This is a genomic window from Thiorhodococcus minor (assembly GCF_010820565.1).
Lineage (GTDB): Bacteria > Pseudomonadota > Gammaproteobacteria > Chromatiales > Chromatiaceae > Thiorhodococcus > Thiorhodococcus minor.
On the sequence record NZ_JAAIJQ010000078.1, the window covers coordinates 1 to 26,746 of the forward strand.

The window sequence follows — 26,746 nt, forward strand, 5'->3', positions numbered from 1 at the left end:
GACACCCCGATGGCGGGACAACGCAATATCGCCGCCGCCCTGTTCCGACTCGAGAACAGTCGCCGCCCGGAGGATATCGAGCGGGTGCTGGCGAGTCTGATCGAGTGGCTGGCCGCCCCCGAGCAGGACAGCCTGCGCCGCGCCTTCGTGGTCTGGCTCAAGCGCGTGCTGTTACCGGCACGGGTTCCAGGCGCCGAGCTACCAAACGTCAATGATCTTCAGGAGATGCGTGCCATGTTGGCCGAACGCGTAAAGACCTGGACCGAGGAGTGGAAGCAACAAGGGCTTGAGGAAGGGCTTGAGAAAGGGCTTAAGCAGGGCGTCTACCGCGGTGAGGCGAGACTGCTGCGTCGGTTGTTGATCCGACGCTTTGGTGTCCTGCCTGCCTGGGCCGAGGCGCGCCTCGAACAAGCCGGCGAGGCCGAGCTGGAGTTTTGGGCCGATCGCGTTTTGGACCGCGACACCTTGGAAGAGGTGCTCAAGGAGCCGATTTGAGGATCGGGCCAGGCTCAAGTCCGCGTCGCGCGATCGCTCTCATCTCGGTGTGATTCCGGTATGGTTTCATCACGCCGATAACCGCCCGCTCGTCCCTGATGGCCGATCACGATCCGTCCTACAAGCTCCTGTTCTCGCACCGCGACCTGGTGGCGGACCTGATCCGTGGCTTTGTGCAGGAGGACTGGGTCGAGCAGTTGGACTTCACCACCCTGCAGCGTGTCAGCGAGCTCGGCATCAGCCACGACCTGCGCGAGCGCGAGGACGACATGATCTGGCGGCTGCGCTGGGGCGATCGCTGGGTTTACGTCTATCTGCTGCTGGAGTTTCAGTCGACGGTCGATCGCTTCATGGCGGTGCGGCTCTTGACCTATGTCGGACTGCTCTATCAGGGTTTGGCCGCCGCCGGCGAGATTCCGGCCGGGAGTCCGCTGCCGCCGGTCCTGCCCATCGTCCTCTACAATGGCGAGAAGTCCTGGTGGGCCAAGACGAGTCTCGATGACCTGATCGAGCCGAACCTGCCCGAGCAGCTGCGGCGCTGGCAGCCGCGGATCCGCTATCTGCTGCTGGACGAGCAACGGCTCGCGGACACCCCGATGGCGGGACAACGCAATATCGCCGCCGCCCTGTTCCGACTCGAGAACAGTCGCCGCCCGGAGGATATCGAGCGGGTGCTGGCGAGTCTGATCGATTGGCTGGCCGCCCCCGAGCAGGACAGCCTGCGCCGTGCCTTTGTGGTCTGGCTCAAGCGCGTGCTGTTACCGGCACGGGTTCCAGGCGCCGAGCTACCGAACGTCAATGATCTTCAGGAGATGCGTGCCATGTTGGCCGAACGGGTTAAGACCTGGACCGAGGAGTGGAAGCAACAAGGGCTTGAGGAAGGCCTTAAGGAAGGGCTTGAGGAAGGCCTTAAGGAAGGCCTTAAGGAAGGCCTTGAGCAGGGGCTGTCCCAGGGAGGGGCAAGGCTGCTGCGCCGGCAGTTGGTCCGGCGCTTTGGTGTCCTGCCTGCCTGGGCTGAGGCGCGCCTCGACCAAGCCGGCGAGTCCGAGCTAGAGTTTTGGGCCGATCGCGTTTTGGACCGCGACACCTTGGAAGAGGTGCTCGAGGAGCCGACGTGAAGATCGGCCCAGGCTCAAGTCCGCGTAGGGCGTCATAGCGATAGCGTATTGCGCCGCATGATTGGTGGCTGCTCGCCCAAAGACACCACAACCGGCTCATGTCGCTCGGACTTCGAGCGGCGTCTTTGCGCCAAGAGCGCGCGAGACGCTGTGCCGGCCCATGTGCTCAATGCAGCTGGGGAGATGCTGGGTCATGCCGAAGACGGAACAAGCGCTCCTCGAAATCGATGACCGACATCCACGACGCCCCCTTGCCCCTGCGCCCCCGCTGGCAGCCATTGCGTCTGGGCCTGGTCGACCTCTTCTACTACGACGACGAGGAGATCTGGCTCAGGGACGGCAACCTGCTGCTGCGCGGCAATAACGGGACGGGCAAGTCCAAGGTCCTGGCCATGACGCTGCCCTTTCTGCTGGACGGGCAGCTGATCCCCTCGCGCGTCGAGCCGGACGGCGATCCGGGCAAGCGCATGGAGTGGAACCTGCTGCTCGGCGGTCAGTATCAGGAGCGTCTGGGCTATGTCTGGATGGAATTCGGGCGGGAAGACAATGGCACGCCCGAGTTCTGCACCCTGGGCTGCGGCATGCGCGCCGTCGCCGGTCGCGGCGCGCCGGAGCGCTGGTTCTTCATCACCCCCCAGCGCGTGCGCCGCGACCTGAGGCTGGTGGACGGCAACGGCCGCGCCCTGTCGAGGGACCGGCTGCTCGAGGCGCTGGGCGATCGGGGGGAGCTGCATACCAGCTCGGCCCAGTACCGCGCCCGGGTCGACGAGCGGCTCTTCCGGCTCGGCCATCATCGCTTCGAGGCCCTGCTCAATCTGCTGATCCAGCTGCGCCAGCCCCAGCTCTCCAAGCGTCCGGACGAGAGGGCCTTGTCCTCCGCCTTGACCGAGGCACTGCCGCCCTTGGATCAGGCCGTGCTCAACGACGTGGCGGACGCCTTCCGCAACCTCGAGGAGGAGCGCAGCACGCTCGACGGGCTCAACGAGGCCCGCGCCGCCGTGGGCGAGTTCCTGCGCCATTACCGCGGCTATTGTGCCGTGGCCGCGCGGCGCCGGGCACAAGACGTGCACCAGGCGCAGAGTGCCTGGGAAAGGGTCGGCGCCGAGCTGCGCGAGACCGCCCAGGCCCTGAGCGCGGCCGAAGCGGCCAGGGACTTCGAGGAGCGGCGACAGGGATTCCTCGACCGCAAGCTCGGACAGAGCCGCATCGAGCTGCAGACCCTGCGCGACAGCCCCGAGATGCGCGACGCCAACCGGCTCAAGGAGGCCGAGGCACGCGCTGCGGAGCGCCGCGGGATCTGCCAGACCCTGAAGGACAGGCTCGCGCACCTCGTCGCCGACATCAATCGCCAGGAGGCACGCCTCGCCGAGGACAGGCAGCGCTGCGCCCAGGAGAGCGCGGCGCGGATGCGCGCCTTGAGCGCCTGGCTGGAGCCGGCGCGCACCGCTGGGATCGCCAATGCCCACGAAGCGGCGCTCGCCCCCTTGGAGCTGCCCGATGGTGGACCGGCCCCAAGATCCGGCGCGGATCCGGCGATCGACCGGGCCGCCGAGGCCACCCAGGCTCAGGTGCAGCGTCGTACCCACGCCATCGCGCAAGCGCGTCGGCTCATTCGAGCCCTGCAAGAGGCCGAGCAACGGGAAGGTCGGGACCGGGAGCGCCGCGAAGAGGCCATCAAGGCCATGGAGCAGCTGGACCAGGCGCGTGCCCGGGCCGCCGATGCGCTCGATGAGGAGGGGGCGACCCTGGTGTCCGCCCTGCGTCATGCCCTGGAGACCAATCGCGAGCTGCGGCAGGAGGACCCGGAGGCCTTGCTCGCCGAGCTTCAGGATTGGTGCCAGTCGCTGTCCGGTGAGAATCCAGCGCAGCATGCCCTGCTGCAAAGCTACAACGCCGCGCGGGACGCCTTGCGCAGCGCGAAGGAGGCGGTCGAGCGCACCCGTGCCGAGGCCCAAGCGGCCGTCACCGCGCTCGAAGAGGAGAGAAGCCGCATCGAGCAGGGCGAGCTTGCCGAGCCGCCGATCCCCTATACCCGCAGCCCGGAGGCGCGTCAGGACCTGGCGGGTGCGCCACTGTGGCAGCTCGTCGACTTCGAAGACGGCCTCTCCGCGACCGAGCGGGCCGGGCTCGAGGCCGCCCTGGAGTCCAGCGGTCTGCTGGATGCCTGGGTCATACCCGACGGGACGCTATGGAACGACACGACCTGGGACCGAATGCTTCGGCCGAGCACAGCGGTCGCCAGGAATCTGCTGGACGTCCTCCGGATCGCCATCGACCCCAAGGACGCCGCCGCGAGCCGGGTCGAGCCGCAAACGCTGGCCGGCATCCTCTCCTGCATCGGCTGGGGCGAGCAGGCGCATTCGGCCTGGGTCGACGCGGAGGGACGCTGGCGTCTCGGCCCGGCATCCGGCGCCTGGGGCAAGTCCGAGCCGGCCTATATCGGTCATGCGGCGCGGGAAGCGGCCCGGCGGCGTCGCCTGGGGGAGATCGCCGAGGCCTTGGAGGAGCTGCAAGCGCAGATCCAGGCCTTGGACGAGGACATCGAGCGACTGGATGACCGCTTGCGGGTCCTGGAGCGCGAATGGCAAGCCCTTCCAAGCGACCGAGCCCTGCGTGCGGCCCACCAGCGCCATGACGACCTGCGCGAGCGCCTGGCGAGGAGCCGGGACGCGGTCGAGCACTTCACCCGGGTCCTGGAGCAGAGCAAGGCGGCGAGCGAGCGCTGCCGGGATGCGCGTGACAAGGGCGCGCTCGACCTGGACCTGCCCGCGGATGCGGCCGGTCTCGACACGGTCGACGCGGCCTTGATCCAGTATGAGAAGCTCGCGGCCGGCTTCTGGCCCAGTCTGCGCCACCATTGGGAGCGGCTGCAGCGAGCCCGCGAATTGGCCGAGCAGGTCGCCGAGCTGGCCGAGCGCCGCGCCGAGCAGCGCGACGCCCTGGACCGGGCCAAGGCCGGTCAGCGCGAGGCCGAGGAGATCTGGCACACCCTGAAGGAAACCCTCGGCGCAGGCGTCGAGCAGCTGCAGCGGCGGATCCGCGAGACTGAAGCGCATATCGAGGATCTCGAGACGCAGCATGTCGAGAATCGCAACAAGCACGCCGCGGCCATCGCGGAGGCCAGCCGCTTCTCCGAGCGCCATGCCAGTCTCACCATAAGCCTGCAGCAGAAGGAGCAGGAGCGCCGCGCCGCCATCGACGTCCTGGCCGACTTCACCCAGATCGGTCTCTTGCGGATCGCCACCCCGGCGCTGGATGCCCCTGAGCGCGATACCCCATGGCCGGTGGACCCGGCGGTACGCCTGGCCCGGCAGATGGAGCAGAGCCTGAGCAACGTCGAGCATGACGACATCGCCTGGCGCCGTCACCAGCAGGGGCTCTACGACCGCTTCCAGCCCCTGCAGCAAACCCTGTCGCGCTACAACCATTCCGCCCACATCGAGCAGGACGGTGAGCTGCTGCTGGTGCGCGTCATCTTCCAATCCCGCCCCTGCGGCCCGGATGAGCTGGCCGAGAGCCTGGACGCCGAGGTCGCCGAGCGCAAGGCCCTGCTCGACGCCAAGGAGCGCGAGCTGCTCGAGGCCCATCTGATGAGCGATGTCGCCACCCACCTGCAACAGCTCATCGGCGACGGCGAGCGTATGGTGGAGCGCATCAACCAGGAGCTGGAGCACCGCCCCACCAGCACAGGCATGAAGCTGCGCCTGGCCTGGGTGCCACTGGACGAGGCGTCCGGCGCGGCGCCGGCCGGTCTCGCGGAGGCCCGCAAGCGGCTGCTGCGCCAGACCGTCGCCGCCTGGTCCGGCGAGGACCGCAGCGCGGTCGGCGACTTCCTGCAGCGGCGTATCGACGAGGTCCGCCAGTCCGACGACGGCGGCACCCTGATCCAGCATTTGGCCCATGCGCTCGACTACCGCCGCTGGCACAGATTCACCGTCGAGCGCTGGCAGGGCGGCCGCTGGCGTCCCGCCTATGGACCCGCCTCCGGCGGAGAGCGCGCCCTGGTGGTGACCCTGCCGCTATTCGCCGCCGCCTCCAGCCACTACGGCGGCGCCGCGCCGGAGGCCCCACGCCTGGTCATGCTCGACGAGGCCTTCGCCGGCATCGACGACGACTCGCGCGCCAAGTGTCTCGGGCTCATGGCCCAGTTCGATCTCGACTTCATGCTGACCAGCGAGCGCGAATGGGGCTGCTACGCCGAGGTGCCGGGTCTGGCCATCGCCCAGCTCGTCCGCCACGAGGGCATCGACGCCGTCTATCTCTCCCGTTGGACCTGGGACGGCTCCCAACGCCGTCCAGACGAGCCACCGCCCATGACGGCACCAGTCGCGGAGGAAGCGGCCCTCGCGGGGCAGGATGACGATGACCCGCAGCAAAGCCTCTTCTGAGCATCCTGAGGTCGACTTGCAGCGGCTTCGCTCGCTGCTGGATTGCCCGGAGCTCGCGCGCATCATGCAGGCGGTCCGCGTCGCATTGGAGCGCGGGGGCGCGGAGCGGGTCTCCATCGCCGATCCGAGCGAGCAGGAGCGCCGGGCGCTGGATGAGCTGCTCGGGCGCAGACCCAGCACGGGCGCGCGCCTCACTCTCCCCTTGAGCCAGTTGGAGGACACTCTGAAGCGTGCCGGTCTGGCGCCTGACCTGCGCACGGCCATGGAGAGCCTGGGTGGACCGCTCCGCAATCTGGGCGCGGAGCGCGATGAGCGGGCGCGAGCGTGGCGGCGCGTCTTCGACAGCCAGGGTGCGGAAGCGGAGCGACTGGGTGCGGCCACCTGGCTGGCGACCCTGGAGCGCGAGGGCCTTTTGAAGCGGCTGGCCGGCCCGGACTCCGTCCGGGCCGAGACGCTGCTAGGTCAGGCCCTGGACGTTCTCGGACGCCTCCCGCAGCGCGGCATGACCCTGAGCACGCTGGCGGCCGAGTGTCTCGGCGACGCCCACGCCCTGGACGAGGGCCGGCCTGTCGCCACCCTGGTCAAGCGCGCGCTCTGCGTCGACGATCAGACAGACTCTAGCGACGCGCTTTGGGCGTCCGTCGGCATCCTGGTCGGCGGCGGCATCACGAGCAGCGTCCTGGCATTGAATCTAGGCGTCGAGGGTAGCGGCACGACAGCATCCATCGTCGCGGCCGCCGCCATCAGCGGCGAGCCCATCTACCTCACCCTACGGCAGCTCCTGAGAGATCCGCCGACCTGGACCGCGAGCGCGATCCCCGTCTCCATCTGCGAGAACCCGGCCGTCGTCGCCGAGGCCGCGAATGCCCTGGGTCCGGATTGCACCCCTTTGATCTGCACCCGTGGCCAGCCCAGCGCGGCGGTCACCACCCTGCTGACCCAGCTCGCGGCCGTCGGAGTTCCGCTCAGGTACCACGGCGACTTCGACTGGCCCGGCATCCGCATCGCCAACGGCATCATGAGCCGGCACGGAGCGGCCCCTTGGCGCATGGGCGTCGCGGATTATCTGGAGACAATCGATTCGGGCAAGCCCTTGACCGAGGGACCGGTCATCGCCGAATGGGACCCTGAGCTCAGCCGGGTCATGCAGGCCCGGGGGCAAATCATTGAAGAGGAGCGCGTGATCCGGGACCTCCTAGCGGACTTGGATTCCCGAGCCGAGTGCGAGACCAGCTACGGCAGTGATAGAGAAGGGGGTGAGCCTGAAGAGCGCGTCCAGTTTACGGCGGACAGCTTCCTAGGAGCCAGGGTGGACAAGCCAGAGAGACTGTGAGAGTAATCCAAGCGCACCGCGAAGATCGCAGATTGCTGTAGGTTGGGCCGACGCAGGAGGCCCAACAATCAGAGCGTTAGGCTAGCCGCCATGTTGGGCTTCGTACCTCAGCCCAACCTACGCAGAATTTCTTCACAGTCTCCAGAGCGAAGTCCACCGAATCCCGCGTCGAGGTTGGCGGACTGCGCTGTGCTTGTCCGCCCTACAGGAGACGACTGGCCGAAGCCCGAATGCACATCGGCCAGACTGTCTGCTTCGTCGCGTCCCTTGCGCCTCAAGTTGCCAGATCAGGGCAGTAGGGTGGACGAGCCGAGCGAAGTCCACCGAATTCCGCGCCGGCGTTGGCGGACTGCGCTGCGCTTGTCCGCCCTACTGGGGACGACCGGCCGAAGCCCGAATGCACACTGCCAGACTGTCTTTTTCGTCGCGTCCTTCGCGCCTCAAATTGCCAGATCAGGCAACCGACTGATAGTAGATGTTCTGCGGATGCTGGGCCTCGGCGAAAAAGGTCCAGCGCTCGGCCAGCAGGCCAACGTACTGCACAACGAAGGCGAGGATCGGGAGATTGGGGGACTCGGCCACGTAGGAAGCACCGATCAACAGCACGGGCAACGGAAAGACGAGGATCAGGAACAGATAGCGGACGTTCTGAACGAACCGCTGGCTGCGTCCATGGAAGAACTCGCGCGTGTTGAAGCTCCCGCCGGTCGCGCCCTGCGTGCGCTGAACGAGCGTGTTGTGGCGCACACCAATGGCCGTTTGAACCGTGCTTTTCCGCTTGATGTGGGCATTGCGGTAGAGATGCGCCAGGCGCGATCCCAAGGCGGCAAAGGTCAGGATCACCGCCCAGGTCCCGTAGAAGCTCACCAGCGGGTTGCCCAAATAGGCGGAGTAGGCGGCGGCCAGCATGAAGCCGGATGCGGCGCCGAAAAAGGTGAAATTGAACACCGTCAGGGGCGTGTGCCACTCCTGCAGAAACTTGACGTCGGCGTAGATCATGGCGGTGCAGACGAAGAGCGCCAGACTCGCCAAGGTGCCGACGACGCCGAGCAGGAGCGTCACATCCACCTTGAGGGCGCCGATCTCAAACAGCGGATCCGTCCACACCATCCAGTGCGCCAGGCCGTAGGCGAGCACCAAAGCCATGACGATGGGCAGGACGATGACCTCGCGCGAGAGCCATGAAGTGCGCCACTTGGCTGCGGCGCGCCAGGCCCGCTCAGGCCGCCCCAAATGGAAGAAGGAAGCGACCAGGCCGGCGATCAGGAACAAGAGCGCCACCAGGCTTCCGACTGCATAGAATCGATCCCCCTGCGCCTCCACGAAGCGCGGGATGGAATAAAGCTGGCCAGTGACCATCGCCAAGTAGAGGCCTTGACCGGCACCGATGAGCGTGGTTAGGAAGATGACTGAAAAAGCTGGATGCATGGGATTTGGTCCTGGGCGTACTGGATCTCTGGGGCGCTCGAGATGGAGTCAGCGGTCAGTGGATCAGTGTCCGAGGGCTGTCCACCGTCCACTGCTCAGTGTCCGCTTGGCTTACCAAGCCACGTCGTCCAATGTCTCCTCACCCGTGTAGGTGGTGAGATCCTCTTTCCGCAGCGGATTGTCGACCCGGGTGAGCTCGTCCAGATCGATGTGCATCCGCGTCTTCTGGCGCGGCAGATAATGGTTCGCCGGCTTGGTTCCCCACTCAGGCATCAGCTGGTAGCCGCCGCGCTCGCGAATGGCCACAGAAACCTCCGAATCAGGGTCGTGCACATCGCCGAAGAGCCGCGCGCTCGTCGGACAGGCTAGCACGCACGAAGGCTTGCGATCGCGCTCGGGCAGCTTGGCGTCGGTGATGCGGTCGATGCACAGCGTGCATTTCTTCATCACCTTCTGCTCCTCGTCGACCTCGCGTGCCCCATAGGGGCAGGCCCAAGAGCAGTATTTGCAGCCGATGCACTTGTCATAGTCGACCAGGACGATGCCGTTGTCTGGCCGCTTGTAAGAAGCCCCGGTCGGACAGACCGGCACGCAGGGCGGCTCCTCGCAGTGCAGGCAGCTCTTCGGGAAATGGACCGTCTCGGTATTTGGATAGGTTCCGACCTCGAAGGTCTGGACGCGGTTGAAAAAGGTCCCGGTCGGCGAGGCGTCATAGGGGTTCTGGTCCACCAGGGGACCGGCCCAGCCAGACGTATTCCACTCCTTGCAGGAGGTCACGCAGGCGTGACAGCCGACGCACACATTGAGATCGATGACGAGAGCGAGTTGAGTCATTGCTTAGCCTCCAGCCACCAGCATCCAGCCACCACGAAACAGAGTCCCGCCGGTGACGGGAGGCCGCGGGCCGGTCGTTGGAGGTTCATTTCTTGGTGAATACGCCAGCCACGAACGACTGCCATCTGCCGCGCTTCTTCTCCTGCCCGGGCAGGCGCGGCATGGGAGCGAACTGCGGCGCCGACATCTTCGGCTCCTTGTCGTCGGCCTTGTAGACGCGTACCCGCACGTCGAACCAAGCGGCCTGCCCGGTCACGGGATCCGCGTTCGACAGATGCTCGCCGGCCTCGTGCGGCGGCAGCTCCTCGGCAATCACGTGATTGAGCAGGAAGCCCTTGCGCGACTCGTCCGCATTGGCACTGAGGCCCCAAGCACCCGATGCCTTGCCGATGGCGTTCCAGGTCCAGACCGTGCCCGGCTCGACGGCCTCGGAGAAGCGGCACATACAGCGCACCTTGCCGTGCGGCGACTCGACCCAGACCCAGTCGCCGTCATCGAAGCCGTTCGCGAGACCGATCTTGGGGCTGAGGTAGAGGTAGTTGTGGCTGTGGATCTGGCGCAGCCAGGCGTTCTGGCTATCCCAGCTGTGGTACATGGCCATCGGGCGCTGCGTCAGCGCATTGAGCGGATAGCGGCGCGTGTCCACCAGCTGGGACTCGAGCGGATCATGGTAGAAGGGCAAGGGGTCGAAGTGAGTCTCGACACGCTCGCGCAGGCGCTCCGGCGGCTGGCGACCGGGCCGCTTGCCCTGGGCGGCCAGGCGGAAGCGCTGCAGCACCTCGGAGTAGAGGTGCAGGGTGATGGGCTCGGCATAGCGAATCATGCCGTGCGCGCGGGCCCAGTGCAGATAGCCCTTGTTCCAGTTGCGCATGTACTGGTAGCTGCGTGGCAGCTCATGGTGGTAAACGCAGCCATTCTGGGCATACATCTCCCACTGACGCGGATTCGGCTCGCCCTTGAGGACCTTGTCGCCGCTCTTCCCGCGCCAGCCGGCCAAGAAGCCGATCCCCGAGCCGGGCGAGGTCTCGTAGTTGACGACGAAATCCGGATAATCGCGGTACTTGCGGCTGCCGTCCTCCTTGGTGAAGGCGGGCAGCTTGAGCCTGGACCCCAGCTCGATGAGGACGTCCTGGAAGGGCTTGCACTCACCCTTGGGTGGAATGATGGGCACACGCACGGCGTCCACGGGCCCGTCGTATTCCGAGATCGGACGATCCAGCATCGACATGACGTCATGGCGCTCCAGATAGCTGGTATCCGGCAGCACCAAGTCGGCGAAGGCCACGGTCTCGGAGGCGAAGGTGTCGCACACCACCAGGAAGGGGATCTTGTAGTCCCCATTCGGCTGCTTGTCGACCAGCATCTTGCGCACTTCGCTGGTATTCATGGTCGAGTTCCAGGCCATGTTGGCCATGAACAGCAGCAAGGTGTCGATCGGATAGGGATCGCCGCGCCAGGCATTGGTGATGACGTTGTGCATCAGACCGTGGACGGAGAGCGGGTACTCCCAGGAGAAGGCCTTGTCGATGCGCACCGGCTCGCCGTCGTCATCGACGAAGAGGTCCTCCGGCTTGGCGGGCCAGCCGAGCGGCATCCCGTCCAGCGGGGTGTTCGGCTGCACGGCCTCGGGGCCATGCGGCGGCTTCGGACAGGGCGGGATCGGACGCGGGAAGGGCGCCTTGTGTCGAAAACCGCCCGGGCGGTCTATGGTGCCCAGCACCGTCATGAGGATGCCGAGGGCACGAATGCTCTGGAAGCCGTTCGAGTGCGCCGCCAGACCACGCATGGAATGAAATGCCACCGGGTTGCCGACCACCGACTCGTGCTCGTTGTCCCAGCAGTCGGTCCACTTGATGGGGAGCTCGATCTTCTGATCGCGCGCCGTGACGCCCATCTCGTGGGCGAGACGACGAATGGTGTCGGCCGGGATACCCGTGATGGGGGCCGCCCACTCAGGGGTGTATTGCTCGAGTCGCTCCTTCAGCAGCTGGAACGCCGGCTTGACGGGGGTGCCGTCCTCAAGGGTGTAGGAGCCCATGAGGCGCGGATCGGCGCCAGGCGTGTGGGTGCTGATGGGACCGTCGAGCTCGCGCTCCCACCACAGCTTGTTCTGCGGGTCGAAACAGCCCTCCTCCACATGCATCTCGGCGCGGTAGAAGAGACCATAGTCGTCACGGTTTGGATCGTCGACGACGAGCTCGGCAGAATTGGTGTACTGGACCAGGAACTCGCGATCGAAGAGACCGAGCTTGATGATCTCGTGCGTGATCGCGAGCAGCAGCGCGCCGTCCGTGCCCGGCTTGATGGGCACCCACTCGTCCGCGATCGCCGAATAGCCGGTGCGGACGGGATTGATGGAGATGAACCGACCGCCGCGACGCTTGAACTCGGAGAGCTCGATCTTGAGCGGATTGGAGTGGTGATCCTCGGCGGTGCCGATCATGACGAAGAGCTTGGCGCGCTCCAGATCCGGGCCACCGAACTCCCAGAAGGACCCACCGATGGTATAGATGAGCCCAGCGGCCATGTTCACCGAGCAGAAGCCGCCGTGGGCGGCATAGTTCGGCGTCCCGAACTGCTTGGCGAACATCCCGGTCAGGGCCTGCATCTGGTCGCGACCGGTGAAGAGGGCGAACTTCTTCGGATCCTCGGCGCGCAGCTTGCCGAGACGCTCCTCAAGCATCGCGAAGGCCTCGTCCCAGGAGATCTCCTCGAAGGCGCTTTCACCGCGCTCCGCCCCCGCCTTACGCCGCAGCGGCTTGGTCAGCCGGGCCGGCGAGTACTGCTTCATGATGCCCGAGCTGCCCTTGGCGCAGATCACGCCCTTGTTCAGCGGGTGATTCGGATTGCCGTCGATGTACCGCACCTCCCCATCGCGCAGATGCACGCGGATGCCGCAGCGGCACGCGCACATGTAGCAGGTCGTCTCCTTGACCTCGACGCGACCGACGTCTTTGTCCGAGTAGCTAACTGGGTCCTGCATGGGGGCACCTTTGGCGGAGTCGGGGCAAAACAATCCGAGCATTCTAATATTCGGGCGCGCTTTCTTTCAAACCTTTACCAATACTCGGGATTGAAGAAAGCAACACCCGGAGGACGGCTGTCGCATACCGATCGGCGATATTTATAGACGCGCACGCAAAAACGCGAGAGGCCGAAAACAGCCTCTCGCGCTCAGGTGCCTCCATCCGGCGGCGCCCCCAAGATCGGAGCGCCCGGGACGAGGGTCAAGCGGCGGCGCGATACTGGACCGGAAGCCAGGCGCTGAGACGCTCGCGCTCCTGCTTGATATCGACCGTGAAGAAGTGATTGAGAACCCCTAGGGCCTCATCCAAGTCTTCGCATGGCCACTCGTTGGTGACGGTGCGGCAGTTCCAGTCTTCGACGTGGAAGCAGCAGTGCCCACCCTTGGCTGCCCCTTCCGCGTCGAAGCGCAATTTGTAACCTGTTGATGTCAAAGGATCCCACTTGTAGCGGATCGCATTTTCGGTTGGTTCGAACATGGCTGGCCTTCGCTAAATCTGTAATTGAATCCGGAATCATGTGACGTCTATTCCGCCCGAAGGTGACGTCCGAGGTGCCCATCAAGACCGCTTGCCGAGTCAGCAGCGCAACAGCACTGTCTCAAATAAGCTGCATGCCGCATCTCACGCTTTCAGTCTAGTACAAAAATGCAACAAGCAACAAGTGACCGAATCCTCAGGAGCTGCGAAAAACAAGGCATTCACTTTGTTTGAACAATCTAGCAACGAACGGCTCAACCGACCTTGACCACCACGCAAACCGTACCATTTTCGCAACAAGCTGACGGCATTCCTGCCTCATCGCGCTGTCTCAAGCCCCTCGAACAGGCCTCACCTCTAAAGACTAGCTCGGGCGATCGGCAAGAAATGTGGCGCATCGCACGCTATTGCGGCCGGATACCCCCCCCCAACGGACGACGGACCTCGCCCGGGGATCTAGGCAAAGCGCCCAGCCGCGCGAGTTGCGCTGGCATCAAGATGGCGAAGGCGGCCAGCAATGATTTTGCCGCGGTTATGGGCTCCGGACGCATTCAGCCGCCGGAGGGGAAGAGACCGCCCTGCCCCGCAGCCGATCGGTCGACGACGACAAACAGAAGGCTGGGATCAGACGCCGAGATTCAGTGGATCGTCAGGATCCACACCAGACATGAAGGCAAGCTTGCGGTCGTTGTTGGTGACGCAGTAGATGAGGCCCATCCAGTTGCCGACCACACCTTCGGCCGTGTCGTGCCAGGTGTTGTGGAGGCCGGCCAGGAGGTGCGGCTCAGGAAATCCCGGGACCTCTTGGCCATGCTCGAGGACCGCCTGAGCCCGCGCGCGATGCTCGTCGAGGATGGCGCGCGACTGGAGACCGAAATAGCTCTCCGGGAACGGCGGATAATCGGGACGCGCCCCGGTGGCGAAGCGCTTGACCTCGCGCTTGTATTCCTTGAGCAGGGAAATGGTGTCGTACTCCGGATGGCCCTGAAAGAACACTTGACGAAAGCCGTCCGGACTTACGGCGAGATGCACGCCAGCGGCGTCGCTCTCGGCGAGCACCTTGAGTCCGGCAGAGACGAACTGCTCACGGCTGATGTCGTTGAAGCGCGAGTGCGGGACGTCGAAGCGGGTATTGACGTTCGCGACCAGCGGATGAGAACGGTCGACCACGTGGTGCGGAAAGACGCCCCAGCGCTTTTCCGGGAGAGGCCGGCGGCGCTGGCCATACCTGAACTCGAGCACGGCGTGCGTCGCCAGACATGAGCAGAGTGTGGAGCAGACGTTGTCATAGGCCCAATCGACGACCTCGATGAGCGGCTCCCAGAAGGGCTCGGCGGAGAGGTCTGGACCAGTGACATTGGCCCCCGTAATGATGAGCGCATCCAGGCCTTCCTCGCGAATGCGCTCGAAGGGCTCGTAGTAGCTGTCGATGTGGGCGCGCGCGTCGCGACTCCGCTTGAGGGCGTCGAGCGTGAATGGATGCACGTAGAACTGCGCGATCTGATTGCTCTGCCCGATCAGCCGGAAGAATTGGCGCTCGGTCGCCGCGAGCGCCGCGTCCGGCATCATGTTGAGCAAGCCGATATGCAGCTCGCGGATATCCTGGTGCAGGGCCTGGTGCGGATCTAGGATCTGCTGCCCTTCCTGCTTGAGCCGAGAGAAGGTTGGTAGCGCGTTATGGGCGACGATGGGCATTGGACACTGACGATCTTACTGCTGTTCCAAGACTGAGGCCGAGCGGGCTCATCCCTCGCCGGAGCGAGCGATGGCCGATTCGATCAGAGCGAGAAAATCGGCCTCGTCACGGACACGGGCCACGTCCTCGGAAGAAACCGTATAGCCATAGGGCCGAGCGATGGCCTCATAGCGTGGCACCCGGGAGTGGAAGAGACGAGGGAAGACCCAGCGCGTGAAGTCATCCGGGTCGATCTGCGCGGCATAGTCCAGCTCGCGCAGCTCCAAATAGTCCTTCACGGCGGCACGCAAGAAATCCGGCCTGTAGTACAGCGGCTTGGGATCGGCCTGGGCGCGCTGGATCAGTTTGATCTCATCGGCCTCAGGCACCCGGATGTAGAGGATGAGGCTGTGAGCGGCCAGCATGTCGATGACGCTGGGCTCATCGAGCTCGCAAAGACTGCCGCCGACGTCGTTCACGAGATGCGCATAGCTGTAGATGTCCTGCGCCTTGCGGACGAAATCGGGCAGATCCAGCATGGCCGCAATCTCCGCCTCCCGGTAGAGCGACTGGCGGCGACTGAACTCCTCGAGCGGCAGCCCGCCAAGCTCAGGGTTCCCGAGCTTGCCGATGAAGCTCAGCACCGGCCCGAGATCCGTCACCTTGATGTTGTTGCGAATGGCAATCCAATCACGCCTCAGGAGCTCGCGCAGAAAAGGCTCGCGCATCGCGCGCGCCTTGATGAGATCCAGGATGGGCTCGTCGAGGTAGCGCGTCCCGATGCGGTAGTCGCCCGAGTAATGGAACCAGTCGCTGCGTCTCAAGGTCGCGGAGAGGTAGGTCTTGCCGACCCCGGACATACCGAGCAGCGTGACACACTTGTGCTTCCAGGCACGGAACTCGTCGACGGTGAATTTCAAGGATGACGCTCCAGCGGGGTGAGTGCGCTCGGCCGATCGCCTGCGGCTAGGCGCTGACAGCCGCGTCCGAGACAAAGCCGGGATGGTAATCCAGCAGGCAGGCGCCTGGCCATGGTCAAGGCAGGCGAGCCGGCCAGGCTATGCCCTGGCATCGAGCGCCTCCCAGCGCGCGAATGCCTCCTCGAGTGCGGCGTCCACTTCCTCGAGCCGCGTCCTGAGCTTGGCGACGTCGCTGCCCTGGCTCTGATAGAGGGTGGGATCCGCCATCCGTGCATGCAGCTCGGACTGCTCCTGCTCCAGCGCCTCGATACGCGCGGGCAGCTCCGCAAGCTCACGGGTCTCCTTGTAGCTGAGCTTTGCGCTCGCGGCCTTCGGCTTGGCGCCGCTTTTCTTGTCCACCTCAGCGCCAGCCTGCTTGGGCTTCTCCGCTGCCGGCTGAGCGACAGGCGCGGGACGCTGCCGCAGCCAGTCTTCGTAACCGCCGACATACTCGCTCACGCGCCCATCGCCCTCGAAGACCAAGGTACTGGTAACGACGTTGTCGAGCAGCGCCCGGTCGTGACTGACCAGCAGCAGCGTGCCGCCGAACTGGGCCAAGAGCTCCTCCAGCAGCTCGAGGGTCTCGGTATCCAGGTCGTTGGTGGGCTCGTCGAGGACCAGCAGATTCGCCGGCCGCGTGAAGAGCTTCGCGAGCAAGAGGCGATTGCGCTCGCCACCCGAGAGCGCCTTGACCGGCTGGCGCGCCCGCTCGGGCGTGAAGAGAAAGCCCTTGAGGTAAGAAAGCACGTGGCGGCTCGCGCCCTGGATCTCGATCTGATCACTGCCCTCCGCCACATTGTCCTGGACGCTCTTCTCCGGATCGAGCTGCACGCGCATCTGGTCGAAGTAGGCCACCTGGAGATTGGAGCCGCGCCGAATCTGGCCTTGCTGCGGCTCGAGATCGCCCAGCAGGAGCTGGAGCAGGGTGCTCTTCCCCGCCCCATTGGGGCCAATGATCCCAATCTTGTCGCCACGCAGGATCAGGGTGCTCAAATCGCGCACGATGACCCGCTCGCCCCAGGCGTAGCTGACGCCCTCGGCTTCGGCAACCAGCTTGCCCGAGCGATCGGCCTCGGTCATCCGCAAGCGCGCGGACCCCTGCAGCTCGCGCCGCTCAAGGCGCTCGTCGCGCATCGCCTCGAGCGCGCGGACACGCCCCTCGTTGCGCGTACGGCGCGCCTTGATCCCCTGACGGATCCAGACTTCCTCCTCCGCCAGCTTGCGATCGAAATGGGCGGCTGCCTGCGCCTCCGCGTGCAGCCGCTCCTCGCGGCGGCGCAGATAGTTGGCGTAATCCCCGGGCCAGTCGGTGACGCGGCCACGGTCGAGCTCCAGGATGCGGGTCGCCACGCGCTGCAGGAACCGCCGATCGTGGGTCACGAAGAGGATGGCCCCGGGAAACCCGATCAGAAACTCCTCGAGCCAATCGATGGCCTCGATATCCAGGTGGTTGGTGGGCTCGTCGAGCAGCAGCAGATCGGGCTCGGTCACCAAGGCCCGCGCCAGCAGCACGCGCCGCTGCATGCCGCCCGAGAGCGCCTCGAAGCGCGCCTCCGCATCCAGCCCGAGACGCGAGATGACACGCTCGGTGCGCTGCTCGATCTCCCAGCCACCACGCTCCTCGAGCGCCTGCTGGATGCGGGCGAGCCGGCTCAGCACCTGCTCCGACGGCTCGGCGCCGAGATGGTGCGAGAGACTGAAATACTCCTGAGCCAGCGCCCCCAGCTCGCCCAGCCCCGAAGCGACGACCTCGAAGACGGACGCCGCCGTATCGCGGGGGATTTCCTGGGTCAGATGCGCAATCTTGATCTCCTGGGCGGCACGCAGCTGGCCGCCGTCGGGCTGCACCTCGCCGACGATGATGCGCAGTAGGGTCGACTTGCCCGCCCCGTTTCGCCCGATCAGACAGATGCGCTCTCCCCGCTCGATGCCGAAGGAGACCTCCTCGAGCAAGGGCGGAAGACCGTAAGAGAGCGTGATCGCGTCGAGACTGAGGAGCGTCATGGAATTTCCTGTTCGATCAAAGGTCGATTCACTGGGCTGGCTCGACCGAAACGGCTCGCCGGGACATCGCTCGCAACCTAACTTGGCGACCTCTGCCGTTGCGCTTCTTCAATGACATCTGCCGAGGCGCCCATGGCGGCCAACTTAAGCTACCATTGTAACTTTGTGCGCCCATTTCGCTCACTTGGCTTAGAATTCCGTCGACACCAATGACAAGAACAGTTTCTTTGAAGGAAGCCTGGTCAGGCGAAGCGAACTGCCTGAACTGCTCGCTGCGGACCTCCGTCCTCTTCTCCGGTCTGGAGCAAGCGGACTTCGAGCAGGTTCATGAGCCCATCGACCAATTCAGCCTCAAGCCAGGGGCCAACCTCTATCACGCCGGGGATCGCGGCGACTATATGTTCACGGTCCGCACGGGGGCTCTGAAGCTGGTTCAATACCTGCCGGACGGCAGCCAGCGTATCGTTCGGATTTCGCGCGCCACCGACGTGATTGGCCTCGAGGCCCTGCTCGAGGACGACTACCACCACGACGCGGTCGCCCTGCAGCCTACGGAAGTCTGCCGATTTCCGGCACGGCTGGTGCGTGAGCTCGGACAGGCGAACCCAGGACTGCATCGCGAGCTCATGGCGCGCTGGCAGCGCGCGCTCACGGAGGCGGACGCTTGGCTGACTGAGCTCTCGACGGGCTCGGCGCGGCAGCGCGTCGCGCGACTGCTGCTGCGCTTGGTCCGCGACCGCGAGACGAGCGAATGCCAGCTCTTCAGCCGCGAGGACATGGGCGCCATGCTGGGCGTGACCACGGAAACGACGAGCCGGACCATCGCCGAGCTCAGGCGCCAAGGCTTCCTGGTCGAAACGGCGCCCAACCTCTTCCTCCTGGACATCCCCAATCTGCGGCGTATCGCGGAGGATTGACACTGCTCGCCCTGCCCGGGCGGCGCACCCATCAAGCGCGACGACCATCCGTGCGATCCGCCGGCCGACCGGCGCGGCGGCGTTGACCGTTTTCAATGCCGTTTGGGAAACGCGGCCCGTAATCTGCGCGTCATCAGGTTACCGGGGCCGCAGTGCAGCACAGGCAGTGGACGCCGTCGAGCCGAGTGGACACCAACATAGCGCACCACTCGACGAGCCAGACGCCGTCCCGCCCTAAGGCTCCAGGGACCCTTCCAGCATGTCCCCCGCCCAACCCCGACAGCGATCACCGTCGATGGAGCCATCATGAAGCAAAGCCTTTCAGCCACGGACTATCCCATCTACTCGCTCGAGATCGGCCGCGAGGAGACCACCTTCGACTCGGTCGACGCCATCTGCGGCTATTTTCGCGCCTGCATCGAGGCGCACCGCTCGGCCGTGCTCATCACCGAGTTCGATCACTACAGTCACACGCAGCAGCTTCCCGAAGGCCATATCGGCGAGGAGATCCGCGCGGCCAAGAATGTCGTCTTCTGTTTCGGCATTTCCCTGCCCAAGCCAGAGCTGCTCGCCTGCCGCCCGCGCTCCATCGGCGTCGCCGAGACAGACGCCGGCTTCGTGATCAGCTTCATGGAAACCCCAATGCCGGTGGCCAACGCAGCCATGGAGGACTGGGCCGCGGGGGTTCGCAACTTGGAGACCCAGGCCGCCTGAGCGGAGAATAGCGCGCCCCTAATCAACCGGAGCACCAGCTGAGAGCCCATGCGCATCGCAGTCACCAGCCAGAACTTCCGCACCATCACCGGCCATGCGGGAAAGACACGAAGATTCATCATCCTGGAGTGCGACGGAAGCCAGCCCGCGGTCGAGGTCGAGCGCCTCGATCTGCCCGCGCAAATGTCGCTCCACGACTACCATGGCGATGATCACCCGCTGTTCACCAAGGCATTGGATGCAGTCATCACCCAAAGCGCCGGCCAAGGCTTCGTCGCACGCATGGCTCGCCAGGGCATCGCGGTCCACGCCACGAGCGCGACAGACCCCACGACCGCAGCCCAAGACCTCGCCGCCGGCCGCCCCCTTCCGGCGGCGGCCGCTCACACAGACGACCATAGCCCGACCCGCGTCACGCTCGACTGAGGCGCCGCCACGGCTTGAGCTCGCGCATCTGCGCGGATCGAATCGCCGGTGCTGAGCTCGAGGACGCCTCGGTCCCACGGCGCATGTGGCACGCCGTTCAATGGCGCCAGGGCCCCGGCATATTGCCTTAATACCCTCATAAAAAACAACGAGATCAGATGGTTGCGCGATATCATTCCCCTCGAGACGATTCTGGTCTAGTCTCCTGACCGGCGTGGGTCGGCTATACAGCCCGACTCAAGGAAGACGTCGACTCGGGCACGACTGACGCCAAGCTCTCAACCATCCGCACCGCTCCGGCGCGGGTCCAAGGAGAATTGCTCATGCTCGACAGCTCCATGATCGAACTCTCGCGATGGCAGTTCGCCATCACGGCGATGTACCACTTCCTCTTCGTTCCTCTGACTTTGGGCCTTTCCTGGATCCTGGTGATCATGGAGAGCGTCTACGTCATGACCGGTCGCGAGATCTACCGGGACATGACCAAGTTCTGGGGCAAGTTGTTCGGCATCAACTTCGCCCTCGGCGTCACCACAGGTCTGACCATGGAGTTCCAGTTCGGGACGAACTGGGCCTACTACAGCCACTATGTCGGCGACGTCTTCGGGGCGCCGCTCGCCATCGAGGGGCTCATGGCCTTCTTCCTGGAGTCGACCTTCATCGGTCTCTTCTTCCTTGGTTGGGAGCGACTCTCCAAACGCCAGCACCTGACGGTCACCTTCCTGACCGCGCTCGGCTCTAACCTCTCCGCGCTGTGGATCCTGATCGCCAACGGCTGGATGCAAAACCCCGTCGGCTCCGAGTTCAGCTATGAAACGATGCGCATGGAGATGACCAGCTTCACGGAGCTGCTGCTGAACCCAGTTGCTCAAGTGAAGTTCGTCCATACGGTTGCCGCGGGCTACGTCACGGCGGCGATGTTCGTCCTGGGCATCAGTGCCTGGTACATGCTCAAAGGCCGGGATTTGGCATTTGCCAAGCGATCCTTCTCCGTCGCCGTCGGCTTCGGCCTCGCCTCCATCCTATCCGTCATCCTGCTCGGCGACGAATCCGGCTACGAGGTCGGCGACGTCCAGCGCGTCAAGCTCGCCGCGATCGAGGCCGAATGGGAGACCGAGCCAGCTCCCGCCGCCTTCACCATCTACGGAGAGCCCAGCAACGAAGATCAGGAGACCCGCAACGCCATCAAGGTACCCTGGCTGCTCGGCCTGATCGCCACCCGCTCCCTCGACGAAGAGGTGGTCGGCCTGAAAGAGCTGATGCGCGAGCACGAGATCCGAATCCGCAGCGGCATGATCGCCTACGCGTATCTCACGCGTCTGCGGGGTGGCGAAGATACCGACGACAACCGCGCTGTCTTCGAAGAGCACAAAGACGACCTAGGCTATGGTTTGCTGCTCAAGCGCTATACGGAGAACCCAGCCGAGGCCACCGAAGAGCAGATCCAAATGGCGGTCCAAGACTCCATTCCTGAGGTCGCCCCACTCTTCTGGACCTTCCGCGTGATGGTCGGAGCCGGCGTCTGGATGCTCATCCTGCTCGTCCTCGGCTTCTATTACAACGCCCGCCGTGTCATTCACCAGAAGCGCTGGCTGTTGCGCCTCTTCCTCTTCAGCATTCCAGTCCCCTGGATAGCCGCAGAGACGGGCTGGTTCGTCGCGGAATTCGGCAGACAGCCCTGGGCGATCGGTGAGGTCCTGCCGACCAGCATCGCTGCCTCGAGCCTGACCGCGAACGATCTGATCATCAGCCTCTCCGGTTTCATTCTCTTCTACACACTGCTGTTCGTTATCGAGATGTACCTGATGTTCAAGTTCGCGCGCCTAGGCCCAAGCTCGCTGCATACAGGTCGCTATCATGGTGAGCGCAGTCCCGATACCGCCGGCGGAGCGACACCCGCGACGGCGCCACAGAAACCGGTCGAGTAGGCGGGAGGAACATCATGATCCTGGATTATGAAACCCTGAAATTCATCTGGTGGGCGCTCGTCGGTGTGCTCTTCATCGGCTTTGCCGTCACCGACGGACTCGATATGGGTGTCGGCGCCCTACTCCCCTTCCTCGGCAAAACCGACGGTGAGCGCCGCGTCATCATCAACACCGTCGGACCGCACTGGGACGGCAACCAGGTCTGGCTGATCACGGCGGGCGGGGCCATCTTCGCCGCCTGGCCGCTGGTTTACGCGTCGGCCTTTTCCGGCTTCTACTTCGCCATGCTGCTCGCGCTCTTCGCGCTCTTCTTCCGGCCGGTCGGATTCGACTACCGGAGCAAGATCGCGGATCCGCGCTGGCGCAACGCCTGGGACTGGGGGCTCTTCGTCGGCGGCGCGGTCCCCGCGCTGGTATTCGGCATCGCCTTCGGCAACCTCCTGCAAGGCGTTCCTTTCCATCTCGACGACCTACTGCGCCCCTACTACAGCGGCAGCTTCTTCGGGCTGCTGAACCCCTTCGCGCTGCTCGCCGGCGTCATCAGCCTCGGGATGCTGGTCATGCACGGCGCCATCTGGCTACAGGTGCGCACGGCAGAGCCGATCGCGAGCCGCGCCAAGGGTATGGCCAAGAAGGCAGGCCTGGTGACCATCGTCGCCTTCGCCATCGCGGGCGTCTGGCTGAGCTTCGGGATCGATGGCTACCGCGTGGTCGCCATGCCGGCACTCGACGCCATCCCGAACCCCCTGACCAAAGAGGTCGTGCGCGAATCCGGCGCCTGGCTAGCCAACTACGGCGCCTATCCCTGGACGCTCTTGTTCCCACTGCTCGGCTTTGCCGGCATGGGGCTGGCCGTCCTGGCCTCGATGTCGGATCGCGCGGGCTGGGGCCTGGTCGCAAGCAGCGTCGGCCTGACCGGCGTAATCATGACGGCCGGCGCCGCCATGTTTCCCTTCATCATGCCGTCGAGCACCAATCCCAACAGCAGCCTCATCGCCTGGGACGCCGTCTCCAGCCACCTCACGCTGACCGTGATGTTCTGGGCCGCCGTCATCTTCGTCCCCTTGATCATCGCCTACACCACCTGGACCTATTCCAAGATGTGGCGGCGCATCACCGTCGAAGAGATCGAGGCCCAGGACCATTTGGCTTACTGAGGCCGATAACCAGCCCGAGTGCTGATCGGCCACGACGGCCGATCAGCACACCGATCAAACAGCAGAGATAGAGGTGAGCCATGTGGTACTTCTCCTGGATACTCGGCGTCCTCCTAGCCCTAGCCTTCGGCATCATCAACGTGATGTGGTACGAGTCCGAGCAATGCATGGGCAGCACCGACGACAACTGAGCTGACACCAGCCCCCAAGAAACGAAAAACGCGGCCAACGGCCGCGTTTTTCGTTTCCAGCACTGAAAAGACGACCGACGTTACAACACCGGCCCCTAGGGTGGACCAGACTCGTAGGGTGGACGAGCGAGAGCGAAGTCCACCAAACGCTGCGCCGCACTCGCCAACCCTACCGCCTGTGGTCGCACGAGACACAACTCGCCAAAACGGTCGTCGTCAAAGGGATCCTCGCCCCCGTCGCTAGCTCTCCTCCGTAATCGGCATAATCAAGATGTCAACACGCCGGTTAAGCCTCCGCCCAGCCTCGGTCTCATTGGACGCGACAGGCTGAGACATCCCATACCCCGCCGAATAGATCCGCTGAGGCAGAACGCCGCCGTTCTCCAAGTACCGCTCCACCGAGGCCGCACGCCGCTCCGACAGCTGCTGGTTGTACTCGGCCGAGCCCGTGTTGTCCGTATGCCCGGAGACCGCCAACTGGGTCTTGCCGTACTTGTTAACGACGGTCGCAATCTTATCCAGCGTACTGTAAAAGGCCGGCTGGATCTGGTCGGAATCCACCCCGAAGGCCGTTGCACCTGTCATCCGCACGACGATCTGATGATCAGGCAGCTTCTGAACAATGATTGCCCCGCTCGCAATCTCAGGCGCCAGCACCTTCTCGAAGTTCTGGCGCTGCTCCTCCATGTAAGCGCCAACCATGCTCCCAACCAGCGCGCCACCGACAGCCCCGATCAGCGCCCCCTTACCCGCATCTGCGCTCAGCGAGCCAATCAGCGCCCCAGCCGCCGCGCCGGTCGCCGTCCCCACGGCCGCCCCCTTCCCGGTCTCCGTCATCCCGGATCCGTCCGAAGCACATCCTGATACCAGCACCGCAACCATCGCGGCAGCCAAAGTCGTTCTCGCGAAAACTGGAGTCATCTAGATTCCTCATGGTGTCGAAGAGATCGTTGTAGCATCGGCCACATCTTGGCGGTCCTCAAAGGCACCGCCCGGGCACACAATGGCGGCCAAAGACGTCCTGAGCAAGATATCCGAATGCTTGATAGCGGAGAACGCGAAACCAGGCCCGCCGACCGAAGCCAGTAACCCCAGCAACCGACCAAGCCAAGACCTTGGCCGTCAGTTGGACCGCCGCACAAGTAGGGTGGACGAAAAGCCGACAGAACCTCACTCAGGAACAAACCGCCGCAACGAAGGCTGGATCAAGTTCGCAAACCCCGACAACAGCGCGTCCTTCTCCGCCAGATCATCGCCACGCGGCGCCGCAATCGTCAGCCGCACCAAGGCCCCGTCCGTCCGATTCCGCGTCAGCGCATCCCAGAACAGGAACCACTTCACCAGATACTCATTCGTCATCACCCGCCCCCGCTGCTGGAACCAGTAATAGACCAGCAACCGCTCATCCCCCATCTGGATCAGCGACCGGTTCACCCGCAGCGGCTGCCCGCCGACACCCGGCCCCGGGATCTCGCGCTGAGAGAAGTCCTTGATCCGCCAGCCGCCGCCCGGTAAACAGCTTTTGGGCGAGTGCACCGAAGCGCCCTTGCGCTGTGACGCATAGTACGCCACGTAAAGATTGACAGAGTCCCCCGCCTGATCGCGATAGTCCGCCAGTAGATAATCGTCGAACTTCAGCGCATCGATATAGATCTGCTCCAGCCGGCCGCGCGTCCCGTGCCACTCACCGATGTCATCCGGGAAGAACACCAGCTCCGGACGTTGAGGCGCAATATCTTCACGCTCCGGAAGGACCTGCGAAACAACGGCAGCCACGACCAACATTGGAAGCACGACATAGAAGGACCAAGGCAGACGACGATGCTCCACTCTGGCCGCGGCCGGCACAGGCACCGGTCCATCGATCGCAAAGGCCTCGCTGAAGGACGTGCGGTCCGGGCCGATCTTGGCCAGCAGCCACATCTCGAGCACGAGCAGCGCGGCGCAGGCCATGAAGACGATCCAGCCCTCGAAGTTGTGTAGAAAGCCTTCGGCCATGCCGATGCCCTGGTAGTGGACGAGGATCCCAATCACGCCGATCCGGAAGCTGTTCATCAGGACAGTAATCGGCAGCGTCGATAGAAAGAGCACGACCTTCTTCCAGAAGGCCCCTTTGAACAGAACCGCCGCGATGAATCCCAAGGCAGACAGCGGGAAGAGATAGCGCAGCCCGCTGCAGGCCTCGACCACCTGAAGCTGGTAGTTGCCCAGGTCGATCACATTGCCTTCGAGAAAGACCGGGATGCTGAACAGCCGGATGAAGGAGACCCCCAGCTGCGATGAGATCAGCTGAAGTTGGGATGAAAGATTGTTGTAAAGAAAATTGGGTAGCGGGACCGCAAAGAACAGCAGCAGATATGCGGGCAGTATGATCCGAAAGGCCTTCCAGCCCATCCAGGAGAGCAGCACGCCGCCGAGCGCCACCAGGAAGCCGTATTGGATGACCGTATAGAGCGTTCCAAGCTCCCCGGAGACGTACAGGAAGAGCCCGAAAACCGTCAACAGCACGCCCGGCACGCTGGGCTGGAACGGCGTTTGTGCGAGCAAAGAGGATCGCTGCCAGACGAGGAAAGCCGCCACGACCGGCAGCATATAGCCGTGGCTATACTCCTCGCTGCCCCAGGCTCCGACCATGCCGGTCAAGCCCGTCGAGAAGATCAGGAGCAGGAGTCCGATGGCGGCGGCCAGGAACCCCCAGGGCCAGATATGGCCCGCCCAACGCGTGGTCAAAGGCGGCTGCATCTCGTGACTCCATGCGGCTTGGATCATGAGGACACCCACTCGTGCGGAGGGGTATTATCTCGGAGATGCTGACATGATAACGCGGAGCCGCGCAAACAGCGCACCGTGCCCGGCTGATGCCGCTTGGGCGGCTCTTCCAGCAGTCGAGCGACGAAGTCGAGCTCCCCAGGCCTTGCAATACGCTTTCCCTGGCCTAGATGCATCTCGACGCCGGACCGCTTCCTGCCTAACCCAATTAAAGGCATTGACAGTCCGGGCTTTTGGCTCTTTACGGGCGCTCACAGATTGAACGCCTCCCGACGCGCTCCGCGCGCTCGGCATGGCGGTAGCGTGCCTGATGACGACTCGGTGCCTCTGGATTGACCGACGACATCCACTACAAGCTGCTCAAACTGTTGCAGGAGCGGCCCAATATCAGCCAACGGAAGCTATCCAAGGCGTTGGGCGTGAGTTTGGGCAAGGCGAACGACTGCATCAAGGCACTCCTCGAGCGTGGCTGGGTCAAGATGGAAAACTTCAGAAACAGCCGCAACAAGCTCGCCTACGCCTACCTGCTGACGCCGCAAGGCCTCGAGCGCAAAGCCACGATCGCCGTCCGCTTCTTGAAGCGCAAGACCGCCGAGCTCGAGGCCCTCGAGCAAGAGATCGAGCGGCTGCGCGCGGAGGTAGCACAACTGCCGGCTGCACAACGGACGACAAGCCCCGATCACGACAGCTGAGACCATGAAAGCCTGGTACCTGATCCACACCAAGCCGCGCCAGGAAGCGCTCGCGGACGCCAATCTGCAACGCCAGGCCTTCGAGACCTACCTTCCTCTCTACATCCGTGTCGCCAAGCGTCGCGGAGCCTGGAGAGATGAGCCTGGCCACCGTCCCTGATGGATTTTCCCCTTTAAATAGTCATTTTGCATGAGGGAGAGGGGTGGGCCTCCCT

General features: G+C 64.4%; 21 protein-coding genes. 12 read left to right on the forward strand and 9 right to left on the reverse strand.

Features of this window, described 5'->3' with window-relative positions:
- The 4 genes from G3446_RS20290 to G3446_RS20305 all read left to right on the forward strand — a co-directional run.
- On the forward strand, window positions 1–495 hold a 495-nt coding region (locus tag G3446_RS20290), incomplete at its 5' end, for an RpnC/YadD family protein (protein WP_483414737.1).
- A 98-nt stretch (window positions 496–593) separates the two neighbouring features.
- Window positions 594–1,613, forward strand: a complete 1,020-nt coding sequence (locus G3446_RS20295) for an Rpn family recombination-promoting nuclease/putative transposase (RefSeq protein WP_164454730.1) — start codon at window positions 594–596, stop codon at window positions 1,611–1,613.
- Between the two features lie 227 nt (window positions 1,614–1,840).
- Window positions 1,841–6,001 carry a TIGR02680 family protein gene (locus tag G3446_RS20300; RefSeq protein ID WP_164454731.1) on the forward strand — a complete coding sequence of 1,387 codons (4,161 nt, stop codon included), beginning with the start codon at window positions 1,841–1,843 and terminating at the stop codon, window positions 5,999–6,001.
- Window positions 5,976–7,334 carry a TIGR02679 family protein gene (locus G3446_RS20305; protein ID WP_164454732.1) on the forward strand — a complete coding sequence of 453 codons (1,359 nt, stop codon included), beginning with the start codon at window positions 5,976–5,978 and terminating at the stop codon, window positions 7,332–7,334. The genes G3446_RS20300 and G3446_RS20305 overlap by 26 nt, the downstream gene beginning before the upstream one ends.
- Window positions 7,335–7,787: 453 nt before the next feature.
- Here G3446_RS20305 and soeC read toward each other — a convergent pair whose 3' ends face one another.
- The 7 genes from soeC to G3446_RS20340 form a co-directional block, all read right to left on the reverse strand.
- A complete protein-coding gene (gene soeC / locus G3446_RS20310) occupies window positions 7,788–8,762 on the reverse strand; it encodes a sulfite dehydrogenase subunit SoeC (protein ID WP_164454733.1) in 975 nt (324 codons plus the stop codon).
- Window positions 8,763–8,873: 111 nt separating this feature from the next.
- Window positions 8,874–9,596: a sulfite dehydrogenase subunit SoeB gene (gene soeB, locus G3446_RS20315; RefSeq protein ID WP_164454734.1), complete on the reverse strand. Its 723-nt coding sequence runs from the start codon at window positions 9,594–9,596 to the stop codon at window positions 8,874–8,876.
- A gap of 85 nt (window positions 9,597–9,681) precedes the next feature.
- Window positions 9,682–12,579: a sulfite dehydrogenase subunit SoeA gene (gene soeA / locus G3446_RS20320; RefSeq protein ID WP_164454735.1), complete on the reverse strand. Its 2,898-nt coding sequence runs from the start codon at window positions 12,577–12,579 to the stop codon at window positions 9,682–9,684.
- A 244-nt stretch (window positions 12,580–12,823) separates the two neighbouring features.
- Window positions 12,824–13,099 carry a hypothetical protein gene (locus G3446_RS20325; RefSeq protein WP_164454736.1) on the reverse strand — a complete coding sequence of 92 codons (276 nt, stop codon included), beginning with the start codon at window positions 13,097–13,099 and terminating at the stop codon, window positions 12,824–12,826.
- 624 nt (window positions 13,100–13,723) lie between these two features.
- Window positions 13,724–14,794 carry a homoserine O-succinyltransferase MetA gene (gene metA, locus G3446_RS20330; protein WP_164454737.1) on the reverse strand — a complete coding sequence of 357 codons (1,071 nt, stop codon included), beginning with the start codon at window positions 14,792–14,794 and terminating at the stop codon, window positions 13,724–13,726.
- 48 nt (window positions 14,795–14,842) lie between these two features.
- Entirely contained in the window at window positions 14,843–15,694 is an 852-nt protein-coding gene (locus G3446_RS20335; RefSeq protein ID WP_164454738.1) for an ATPase, read from the reverse strand.
- A 138-nt stretch (window positions 15,695–15,832) separates the two neighbouring features.
- A complete protein-coding gene (locus G3446_RS20340) occupies window positions 15,833–17,737 on the reverse strand; it encodes an ATP-binding cassette domain-containing protein (protein WP_164454739.1) in 1,905 nt (634 codons plus the stop codon).
- Window positions 17,738–17,946: 209 nt separating this feature from the next.
- On the opposite strand from G3446_RS20340, the gene G3446_RS20345 reads away from it, so the two are divergent.
- The 6 genes from G3446_RS20345 to cydX all read left to right on the forward strand — a co-directional run bounded on the left by G3446_RS20345 (window position 17,947) and on the right by cydX (window position 23,070).
- The gene (locus G3446_RS20345; RefSeq protein WP_164454740.1) at window positions 17,947–18,654 is read left to right on the forward strand and encodes a Crp/Fnr family transcriptional regulator; all 708 of its coding nucleotides are present in this window, start codon (window positions 17,947–17,949) and stop codon (window positions 18,652–18,654) included.
- Between the two features lie 306 nt (window positions 18,655–18,960).
- Window positions 18,961–19,368: a DUF6858 family protein gene (locus G3446_RS20350; RefSeq protein WP_164454741.1), complete on the forward strand. Its 408-nt coding sequence runs from the start codon at window positions 18,961–18,963 to the stop codon at window positions 19,366–19,368.
- Between the two features lie 48 nt (window positions 19,369–19,416).
- A complete protein-coding gene (locus G3446_RS20355) occupies window positions 19,417–19,794 on the forward strand; it encodes a NifB/NifX family molybdenum-iron cluster-binding protein (protein WP_164454742.1) in 378 nt (125 codons plus the stop codon).
- 323 nt (window positions 19,795–20,117) lie between these two features.
- Complete coding sequence (locus G3446_RS20360) at window positions 20,118–21,722, forward strand: cytochrome ubiquinol oxidase subunit I (protein WP_164454743.1); 1,605 nt, start codon at window positions 20,118–20,120, stop codon at window positions 21,720–21,722.
- A 14-nt stretch (window positions 21,723–21,736) separates the two neighbouring features.
- Window positions 21,737–22,879 (forward strand): cytochrome d ubiquinol oxidase subunit II, encoded by a 1,143-nt coding sequence (gene cydB / locus G3446_RS20365; RefSeq protein ID WP_164454744.1) that lies wholly within the window; start codon window positions 21,737–21,739, stop codon window positions 22,877–22,879.
- A gap of 80 nt (window positions 22,880–22,959) precedes the next feature.
- Window positions 22,960–23,070, forward strand: a complete 111-nt coding sequence (cydX, locus tag G3446_RS20370; RefSeq protein WP_164454745.1) for a cytochrome bd-I oxidase subunit CydX — start codon at window positions 22,960–22,962, stop codon at window positions 23,068–23,070.
- A 240-nt stretch (window positions 23,071–23,310) separates the two neighbouring features.
- Here the strand turns inward: cydX and G3446_RS20375 are convergent, their stop codons facing one another.
- On the reverse strand, window positions 23,311–23,991 hold the full coding sequence (locus tag G3446_RS20375) for a YiaD family glycine zipper/OmpA-like lipoprotein (protein ID WP_164454746.1): 681 nt from the start codon (window positions 23,989–23,991) through the stop codon (window positions 23,311–23,313).
- 249 nt (window positions 23,992–24,240) lie between these two features.
- On the reverse strand, window positions 24,241–25,839 hold the full coding sequence (xrtD, locus tag G3446_RS20380) for a VPLPA-CTERM-specific exosortase XrtD (RefSeq protein ID WP_164454747.1): 1,599 nt from the start codon (window positions 25,837–25,839) through the stop codon (window positions 24,241–24,243).
- 332 nt (window positions 25,840–26,171) lie between these two features.
- Between xrtD and G3446_RS20385 the strand changes: the two genes are divergently transcribed.
- On the forward strand, window positions 26,172–26,531 hold the full coding sequence (locus G3446_RS20385) for a MarR family EPS-associated transcriptional regulator (protein ID WP_164454748.1): 360 nt from the start codon (window positions 26,172–26,174) through the stop codon (window positions 26,529–26,531).
- Between the two features lie 4 nt (window positions 26,532–26,535).
- Entirely contained in the window at window positions 26,536–26,691 is a 156-nt protein-coding gene (locus G3446_RS20390; RefSeq protein ID WP_164454749.1) for a transcription termination/antitermination NusG family protein, read from the forward strand.
- Window positions 26,692–26,746 lie beyond the last annotated feature (55 nt).

Bases quoted from the DNA above. Each gene is read 5' to 3' on its own strand.
- G3446_RS20295 (WP_164454730.1), top strand. From the start codon at position 594: ATGGCCGATCACGATCCGTCCTACAAGCTCCTGTTCTCGCACCGCGAC.
- G3446_RS20300 (WP_164454731.1), top strand. From the start codon at position 1,841: ATGACCGACATCCACGACGCCCCCTTGCCCCTGCGCCCCCGCTGGCAG.
- G3446_RS20305 (WP_164454732.1), top strand. From the start codon at position 5,976: ATGACCCGCAGCAAAGCCTCTTCTGAGCATCCTGAGGTCGACTTGCAG.
- soeC (WP_164454733.1), bottom strand. From the start codon at position 8,762: ATGCATCCAGCTTTTTCAGTCATCTTCCTAACCACGCTCATCGGTGCC.
- soeB (WP_164454734.1), bottom strand. From the start codon at position 9,596: ATGACTCAACTCGCTCTCGTCATCGATCTCAATGTGTGCGTCGGCTGT.
- soeA (WP_164454735.1), bottom strand. From the start codon at position 12,579: ATGCAGGACCCAGTTAGCTACTCGGACAAAGACGTCGGTCGCGTCGAG.
- G3446_RS20325 (WP_164454736.1), bottom strand. From the start codon at position 13,099: ATGTTCGAACCAACCGAAAATGCGATCCGCTACAAGTGGGATCCTTTG.
- metA (WP_164454737.1), bottom strand. From the start codon at position 14,794: ATGCCCATCGTCGCCCATAACGCGCTACCAACCTTCTCTCGGCTCAAG.
- G3446_RS20340 (WP_164454739.1), bottom strand. From the start codon at position 17,737: ATGACGCTCCTCAGTCTCGACGCGATCACGCTCTCTTACGGTCTTCCG.
- G3446_RS20345 (WP_164454740.1), top strand. From the start codon at position 17,947: ATGACAAGAACAGTTTCTTTGAAGGAAGCCTGGTCAGGCGAAGCGAAC.
- G3446_RS20350 (WP_164454741.1), top strand. From the start codon at position 18,961: ATGAAGCAAAGCCTTTCAGCCACGGACTATCCCATCTACTCGCTCGAG.
- G3446_RS20355 (WP_164454742.1), top strand. From the start codon at position 19,417: ATGCGCATCGCAGTCACCAGCCAGAACTTCCGCACCATCACCGGCCAT.
- G3446_RS20360 (WP_164454743.1), top strand. From the start codon at position 20,118: ATGCTCGACAGCTCCATGATCGAACTCTCGCGATGGCAGTTCGCCATC.
- cydB (WP_164454744.1), top strand. From the start codon at position 21,737: ATGATCCTGGATTATGAAACCCTGAAATTCATCTGGTGGGCGCTCGTC.
- cydX (WP_164454745.1), top strand. From the start codon at position 22,960: ATGTGGTACTTCTCCTGGATACTCGGCGTCCTCCTAGCCCTAGCCTTC.
- G3446_RS20375 (WP_164454746.1), bottom strand. From the start codon at position 23,991: ATGACTCCAGTTTTCGCGAGAACGACTTTGGCTGCCGCGATGGTTGCG.
- xrtD (WP_164454747.1), bottom strand. From the start codon at position 25,839: ATGATCCAAGCCGCATGGAGTCACGAGATGCAGCCGCCTTTGACCACG.
- G3446_RS20390 (WP_164454749.1), top strand. From the start codon at position 26,536: ATGAAAGCCTGGTACCTGATCCACACCAAGCCGCGCCAGGAAGCGCTC.